Source organism: Stenotrophomonas sp. (assembly GCF_031995405.1).
Taxonomy (GTDB): domain Bacteria; phylum Pseudomonadota; class Gammaproteobacteria; order Xanthomonadales; family Xanthomonadaceae; genus Stenotrophomonas.
The window spans coordinates 25578-32190 of the sequence record NZ_DAMAGC010000041.1; the positions used below are offsets into that span (position 1 = coordinate 25578).

The following is a 6613-nucleotide window of genomic DNA, read 5'->3' on the forward strand; positions in this document are numbered from 1 at the left end:
TCCCCCAACGCATCACAGGAGTTTTTCATGACCCAATTCAAGGACAAGGTGGCCATCGTCACCGGTGGCGGCCGTGACATCGGCCGCGAGATCTCGCTCAAGCTGGCCGCGGCCGGTGCCAGGGTGTGCATCAACTACGCCAACGATGAAGCCAGCGCGCAGGACACGTTGAAGCAGATCGAAGCGGCCGGTGGCACCGCCATCGTGCACCGCGCCGACGTCACCGATGCCAGGGCGGTGGCCGGCATGGTCGCGGCGACCCAGGCCGCGTTCGGCCCGCAGATCGATGTGCTGGTGAACGTGGCCGGCGGCATGGTGCAGCGTCGTCCGCTGGCCGAGATCGACGAAGCGTTCTTCCACAAGGTGATGGACCTCAACATGAGTTCGGTCTACCTGACCACCCATGCGGTGGTGCCGCACATGCCCGACGGCGGCGCGATCGTGAACTTCGCCTCGCAGGCCGGCCGCGATGGCGGTGGCCCGGGCGCGGCGATCTACGCCACCGCCAAGGCCGCGGTGATGACCTTCACCCGCGCCATGGCCAAGGAACTGGGCCCGCGCGGCATCCGCGTCAACGCGCTGTGCTGCGGCATGATCGCTACCCGCTTCCACGATGAATTCACCAAGCCGGAAGTGCGCACCGCCGTGGCCGGCAACACGCCGCTGCGTCGCCAGGGCCGTCCGCAGGAAGCGGCCGATACCGCCGTGTACCTGGCCTCGGACGCGGCCGGTTTCATCACCGGTGCCAACGTGGACGTCAACGGCGGCACCTACTTCTCTTGATGGATATGTTCTGCTGACCGCCTGGGAGGGCTGCCATGCTGCGCTGGACCACTGCACTTTCGATTGCACTTGCCACCAGCGCCGCTGCGCTGCCCGCCCATGCCCAGGTCTGGGTGCCGGCATGGACCGCCTCGCCGGCACCGGACCGCCTGGACGGCACGCCGGAGGCCCCGGTGCAGTTCGCCCGGCAGACCGTGCGCCAGGACATGCGCCTGGCCAGCGCGGCCACCGCGCTGCGCTTTCGCATCAGCAATGAACTGGGCGATGCGCCGCTGACCATCGGCGGCGCCTCGGCCCAACGCACCGGCACGGCCACCCCGGCCAAGCTGGTCACCTTCAATGGTCGCAGCGAAGTGGTGGTGCCCGTGGGCGCCGCCCTGCTCAGCGACCCGGTGGCGATGACGGTGCCGGCATTGGCCGATGTATCGCTCACCGTGTATTTCCCCGAACCGACCAAGCCTGCCGTGCGGCGTACCGCGCTGCGCATCGTCGACGGCCGCCAGGCCGAGGTGGGCGACAAGGTCAAACTGGCGTACCGGCAGAACGTGGTGTCGGCGGTGCTGGCCGAACGCGCCAGCGCGCCGGTCGTGGTGGTCGCCTTGGGCGATTCGATCACCGAGGGCGCCACGGCCACGCGCGGCAGCAACGGCGATTGGCCGGCGCTGCTGTCGGCGCGCCTGCAGCAGGCCTGCCCGGACCGGGTAGTGGTGGTCAACGCCGGCATCAGCGGCAACAAGGTGATGGACCACGGCCGCAGCCACAGCGCGCTGGCGCGGCTGGACCGCGACGTGATCGCGCTGCCCAACGTGAGCAAGGTGATCGTGTTCGAGGGCATCAACGATATCCGCCACGACGGTGGCACCCCGCCCAAGGCCGGCCGCAACGCCGAGGACATGGTGCTGGGCTACCGGCAGATCGCCGAGCGCCTGCACAGCAACGGCATCGGTGCGATCGCCGCGACCATCACCCCGTTCGGCGGCTCGGACCGCTACGAGCCGACCGCCGCCGCCACCCGCACCCAGCTCAACACCTGGATGCGCGGCGGCCGCAGCGGCTATGACGGCCTGATCGACTTCGACCAGATCCTGCGCGACCCGGCCAACCCGGAAAACCTGCCCGAGGACATCACCCGCGACCACCTGCATCCCAACGATGAAGGTTACCGGCGCATGGCCGAGGGCATCGACCTGGGCCTGCTGGGGTGCAAGGCACGATGAGCATGCAGCAGTTCGCGCTGGCCGCATCGCACGGCCAGCGCTGGGATGCGCTGGCGCTGGGCGAGGTGATGCTGCGCTTCGATCCCGGCGAAGGCCGGATCCGCAACGCGCGCCAGTTCAACGTGTGGGAAGGCGGTGGCGAGTACAACGTCGCGCGTGGCCTGTGCAGCACCTTCGGGCATCGCAGCGGCGTGTTGACCGCGCTGCCGCGCAACGAGCTGGGTGCGTTGGCCCGGCAGCTGATCCAGGCCGGGGGCGTGGATACCAGCCAGATCCTGTGGCGCGACTATGACGGTATCGGTCGCAACACGCGCATGGGGCTGAACTTCACCGAGCGCGGCTTTGGGGTGCGTGCGCCGCTGGGCATCTCCGACCGCGCCAGCTCGGCCGCCTCGCAGTTGCAGGCGCACGACTACGACTGGGACGCGCTGTTCGGCCGCGACGGCGCGCGCTGGCTGCATACCGGCGGCATCTTCGCCGCCCTGTCCGAACACAGTGCACAGACCGCCATTGCCGCGGTGCAGGCCGCGCGTCGGCACGGCGTGGCGGTCTCCTACGACCTCAACTACCGCGCCAGCCTGTGGGAAAGCCATCCCGACCCGGATGCGGCCCGGCATGCCAACTGCGCCATCGCCGCCGAATGCGACCTGCTGGTGGGCGATGAGTATTCGTTCGCGGCGTGCCTGGGTATGGACCTGGCCGATCTGGGGCGACGTGCCACGCCGATGGATGTCGGCCCGGCCGATGCGGCTGCGCAGCGCGCACTGCAGCGTTTCCCGAACCTGCAGGCGGTGGCCTTCACCCTGCGCGATGCCAGCAACGCCGCGCGCAACGGCTGGGGCGGCGCGTTGCGTACCCGGGAGACATTGTTCGTCTCGCGCACGCGTGAGGTGGACCTGCTCGATCGCGTGGGCGGCGGCGATGCGTTCGTGGCCGGGGTGGTGCACGCCCTGCTCAGCGGCAAGGGCGAGCAGGCCGCAGTGGAACTGGGCGCCGCGCACGGTGCGCTGGCGATGTCCACGCCGGGCGACAACGCCTGTGCCAGCCTGGAGGAAGTGGAGGCGGTGGCGCGCGGCGACAGCGCCGCGGCGAAGCGCTGAGCCGGCCCGGGCTCAGTCCCGGGTTGGCAGTGCGCGCATCGCCAGCGCCACCGCCGCCAGCAGCCGCGCCCGGCCCACGCCATCGCGCGCCTGGGTGGAAATGCCATGCAGCACGGTGGCGTAATAGTCGCCGAGCGCCTGCACGTCCGCGTCGTCGGCCAGTTCGCCGGCGCTGGCCGCCTGCTGCAGGCGCGCAATGATCGACTGGGTGCGCTGGCGGCGATGTTCGGCCAGCCAGTCCATCACCGTTTCGTTCTCCGGCGCGGTGCTGGTTGCCGCCGAGACCACCAGGCAGCCCTGCGCGCGTCCGCGCCGGGTGTAGGTCAGTACCGCGTCATGCAGCATGCGCTCGATTGCCGGGCGCACCGCCTGCTCACGCAGCGCACGGTCGGCAAAGCCGCCGTCGCCGGCTTCGTACAACGCCACCGCTTCGCGGAACAGCTGTTCCTTGCTGCCAAAGGCGGCGTAGATGCGCGCCGAGGCGATGCCCAGTGCCTCCACCAACGCCGACATCGACGTGCCTTCATAGCCCCGCGCCCAGAACAGCAGCATCGCCTGCTTGAGGGCGTGGTCTTTGTCGAATTCGCGCGGGCGTCCGGCCATGGGCATCACTACGGGAAAGAGCGTTGCGGGAATTCTAACGATACCCGGCATTGACCGGGGACATCGGCGCGCCTATTCTTTGTCGCTAGACAAACAATAAGGCGACATTCGATGCGCACCCTCCAAGGCCCCAGCCTGCACCTGGCCCAGTTCAGTGCAGACCAGCCCCCGTTCAACGACCTGCCCTCCATCGCTGCATGGGCCGCCAGCAACGGCTTCAAGGCGCTGCAGATCCCGGCCTGGGACGAACGCCTGTTCGATGTGGAAAAAGCCGCGCACAGCCAGCAGTACTGCGATGAATTGATCGCGATGCTGGCCGGCCACGGGCTGGTGGTCAGCGAACTCACCACGCATATCTTCGGCCAGCTGGTAGCGGTGCACCCGGCCTACGACGCCCTGTGCGACAGCTTCGCCCCCGTGCACCTGCATGGCGATCCGGCCGCGCGCAGCGCCTGGGCGGTGGAGCGCATCAAACTGGCCGCCCAGGCCTCGCAGCGGCTGGGCCTGGACCGCATGGGCACCTTCTCCGGATCATTCGCCTGGCCCTATCTGTTCCCGTTCCCGCAGCGCCCGGACGGCCTGATCGAGGCCGCGTTCGAGGAACTGGCACGGCGCTGGCTGCCGATCCTGGAGGTGTGCGACGCGCACGGCGTGGATCTCTGCTATGAGATCCACCCCAGCGAAGACCTGCACGATGGCACCAGTTTCGAGCGCTTCCACGCTGCGGTAGGCGGACATCGCCGTTGCCGCATCCTGTTCGATCCCAGCCACTTCGTACTGCAGCAGCTGGATTACCTGAGCTTCCTGGATATCTATCGCGACTTCATCGGCATGGTTCATATCAAGGACGCCGAGTTCAATCCCAGCGGGCGCCAGGGTATCTACGGCGGCTACAGCGGCTGGACCGAGCGTGCCGGGCGCTTCCGCTCGCTGGGTGATGGCCAGGTGGACTTCAAGGGCATCTTCTCCAAGCTGGCCCAGTACGACTACGACGGCTGGGCCACGCTGGAATGGGAGTGCTGCCTGAAGAACCAGGAAGACGGCGCACGCGAGGGCGTGGCGTTCATCAACGCGCACATCATCAAGGTCACCGACCGCATCTTCGACGATTTCGCCGGGGCGCCGGTCAGCCGCGCGCAGATCCACGGCATGTTGGGGATCCTCTGATGGACCGGGAACTTGAGGGCGTCACCCATCGCCATGTGCGTATTGAAGGGCGCAGCGTGCATTGCGCGCTCCTCGGCGAAGGCCGCCCGGTGCTGTTGATCCCCGGCTGGCCGCAGACCTGGTATGCCTGGCGCCACGTCATGCAGGCACTGGCCGCGCAGGGCTTCCAGGCGATTGCCGTGGATCCACCCGGTACCGGCGATTCGGATACGCCCGCACAGGGCTACGACACCGGCAACATCGCCGCCACGCTGCATGCGGTGATGCAGCAGCTGGGCCACGCGCGCTACCAGGTGGTGGGCCACGACGTCGGCATGTGGGTAGCCTACGCACTGGCCAGCGACCAGCCGCAGGCGGTGCAACGCCTGGCCATCACCGAGGCGGTGATCCCCGGCCTGGCCGATGCACCGCCGGTGTTCGTGGCGCCGGAGGACAACATCTTCCTGTGGCACTTCATGTTCAACCAGGTGCGCGACCTGCCCGAAGCGCTGATCGCCGGCCGCGAGCGCGCCTACCTGACCTTCATGTTCGACCGCTGGGCGCATCGCCGCGAAGCGGTCGCCTGCGAGGTCTACATCCGCGCGTACGCCGCACCAGGTGGGCTGAGCGGTGGCTTCGGCTACTACCGGGCGATCCCGGAGACCATCCGCCAGAACCGGCAGCGCGCGTTCACCCCGCTGGCCATGCCGGTGCTGGCGATCGGCGCCGAGCACGCCACCGCCGACATGCCGATGGACACGATGCGCGCGCACGCCCGCGATCTGCGCGGCACGATGATTGCCGACTGCGGCCATTTCGTCATGGAGGAAGCACCGGAGGCGTTCCTGGCGCAGCTGCTGCCGTTCCTGTTGCCGGACGTCACCGCATGAGCCTGGACCCGGACATCGCCCGCTTCCTGTCTACCCTGCCACCGTCGGAGGCGGTGGCAGGGATGTCGCTGGCACAGCTGCGTGGCGCCAGCGAGATCGCCCTGCCCGCCCTGCACGGACCGCTGGAGGCGGTCGCATCGGTCCGCGATTTCAGCGTGGCCGGCAGCGATGGCCATTCGATTACCGTGCGTGCGTACTGGCCGAGCGGTCACCGCGCAGGCCAGGCACGCCCGGGCCTGGTGTTTGCCCATGGGGGTGGCTGGTTCCAGTGTTCGCTGGCGGTCTACGACAACCCGTGCCGGGCGCTGGCCAACGCCACCGGTTGCGTGGTGCTGTCGGTGGACTATCGGCTGGCGCCGGAACACCGCTTTCCGATTCCGCTGGAAGACGTCTACGCCGCCCTGGGCTGGGCCAGCCGCCACGCGGCGATGCTCGACATCGATCCGGCGCGGCTGGGGGTGGGCGGCGACAGTGCCGGCGGCAACCTGGCCGCCGCCGTGGCACTGCTTGCCCGCGATCGCTGCGGCCCCACCGTCCATCACCAGCTGCTGCTGTATCCCGCACTCGATACCGTCACCGACCACGACAGCCACCGCAGGTTCGGCGAGGGTCATTACCTCACCACCGTGCTGATGCAACGCTGCTGGGACGCCTACCTCAACCCGGGTGACGCGGCCAACGCTTACGCCGTACCCGCGCGCGCGCAGGACCTGCGCGGACTGCCACCTGCCACGGTGCTGGTGTGCGACTACGACCCGCTACGCGATGAAGGCGAACAGTACGCCGCGCGCCTGGCGCAGGCCGGGGTGGCGGTGCGCTGCGAGCGCCTGCCCGGCATGATCCATGCCTGCCTGCATCTGCTGGGCGCGGCGCC

7 protein-coding genes are annotated in these 6613 nt (G+C 68.9%); 6 read left to right on the forward strand and 1 reads right to left on the reverse strand.

Going from position 1 to position 6613, the window contains the following annotated elements; genetic code table 11:
* Window positions 1–27 precede the first annotated feature (27 nt).
* From RTO53_RS09645 to RTO53_RS09655, 3 genes are read left to right on the forward strand one after another with little or no spacing between them, the layout of a single operon-like run.
* Entirely contained in the window at window positions 28–783 is a 756-nt protein-coding gene (locus RTO53_RS09645) for a glucose 1-dehydrogenase (protein ID WP_312237583.1), read from the forward strand.
* A 35-nt stretch (window positions 784–818) separates the two neighbouring features.
* Entirely contained in the window at window positions 819–2000 is a 1182-nt protein-coding gene (locus RTO53_RS09650) for a GDSL-type esterase/lipase family protein (RefSeq protein WP_312237584.1), read from the forward strand.
* A complete protein-coding gene (locus RTO53_RS09655; RefSeq protein ID WP_312237585.1) occupies window positions 1997–3100 on the forward strand; it encodes a sugar kinase in 1104 nt (367 codons plus the stop codon). The genes RTO53_RS09650 and RTO53_RS09655 overlap by 4 nt, the downstream gene beginning before the upstream one ends.
* Window positions 3101–3112: 12 nt before the next feature.
* Here RTO53_RS09655 and RTO53_RS09660 read toward each other — a convergent pair whose 3' ends face one another.
* Window positions 3113–3703, reverse strand: a complete 591-nt coding sequence (locus RTO53_RS09660) for a helix-turn-helix domain-containing protein (protein WP_312237586.1) — start codon at window positions 3701–3703, stop codon at window positions 3113–3115.
* A gap of 111 nt (window positions 3704–3814) precedes the next feature.
* On the opposite strand from RTO53_RS09660, the gene RTO53_RS09665 reads away from it, so the two are divergent.
* From RTO53_RS09665 to RTO53_RS09675, 3 genes are all read left to right on the forward strand, one after another.
* The gene (locus RTO53_RS09665) at window positions 3815–4870 is read left to right on the forward strand and encodes a sugar phosphate isomerase/epimerase family protein (RefSeq protein WP_312237587.1); all 1056 of its coding nucleotides are present in this window, start codon (window positions 3815–3817) and stop codon (window positions 4868–4870) included.
* Window positions 4870–5739 carry an alpha/beta hydrolase gene (locus tag RTO53_RS09670; protein ID WP_312237588.1) on the forward strand — a complete coding sequence of 290 codons (870 nt, stop codon included), beginning with the start codon at window positions 4870–4872 and terminating at the stop codon, window positions 5737–5739. The genes RTO53_RS09665 and RTO53_RS09670 overlap by 1 nt, the downstream gene beginning before the upstream one ends.
* Window positions 5736–6613, forward strand: an 878-nt coding sequence (locus tag RTO53_RS09675; RefSeq protein WP_312237589.1) for an alpha/beta hydrolase, incomplete at its 3' end; no start/stop codon positions are given. The genes RTO53_RS09670 and RTO53_RS09675, both read left to right, overlap by 4 nt.